A 629-nucleotide genomic window follows, 5' to 3' on the forward strand; every position below is an offset into this window, starting at 1 on the left:
CTACAACCTGCTACGAAAAATCCCAGCAACGGCTTTTTCACTTGTTCATAAGTCTTCAGGAAAATCTCAAAACGCCTTACTTGTTAACCCGACAAATGGTGATGAATACACAGCAAGCCGTGGAAGCGGAGCAGCACTTAATGGCAGAAGAATTCGTTGTACCTCTCCTAAATCGCTAGCTGAAGCGACGGTTGCAATCAATACCATAAATCAATTCGACTCACCTGCCGAATCTCACGTCATTGCTGACTTTATTAGTGAAGTGGGAAGCAATGTCGGTCAAATGCAGGTTAGCAATTGCGATGCTCTTGATGTCGCCATGGTTGCCGCTGGCCAAATTGATGCAGCAATACTAACCAAGGTAAACGCTAAAGAGCTTGAAGCAGCTCTGCTGCTATGCCAGGAGTCTGGCGCACTGACAGGTACACTAAACGGCGGTGTATTTAGCGATAAAGAAGACAAAATCATCGTTGCCAATCCAAAGCTCTTTAAAGCATTGGTCCAGCGCTTTAATACTTTTCAAACACGCCTCTAAGGTAGCGCGTTTGAGAGCGCTAAATACTAGCCATAAAAAAGGGAGCTTCTGCTCCCTTTTTTATGGCTAGTATTTGACTACCTGACTTTAAGGT

1 protein-coding gene is annotated in these 629 nt (G+C 44.7%); it reads left to right on the forward strand.

Annotated elements, in window-relative coordinates:
• Window positions 1-535: inositol monophosphatase family protein (locus A3729_RS08705; protein ID WP_068633668.1), on the forward strand; the 535-nt coding region annotated here is incomplete at its 5' end.
• Window positions 536-629 lie beyond the last annotated feature (94 nt).

It is taken from the genome of Oleiphilus sp. HI0043, from assembly GCF_001634935.1.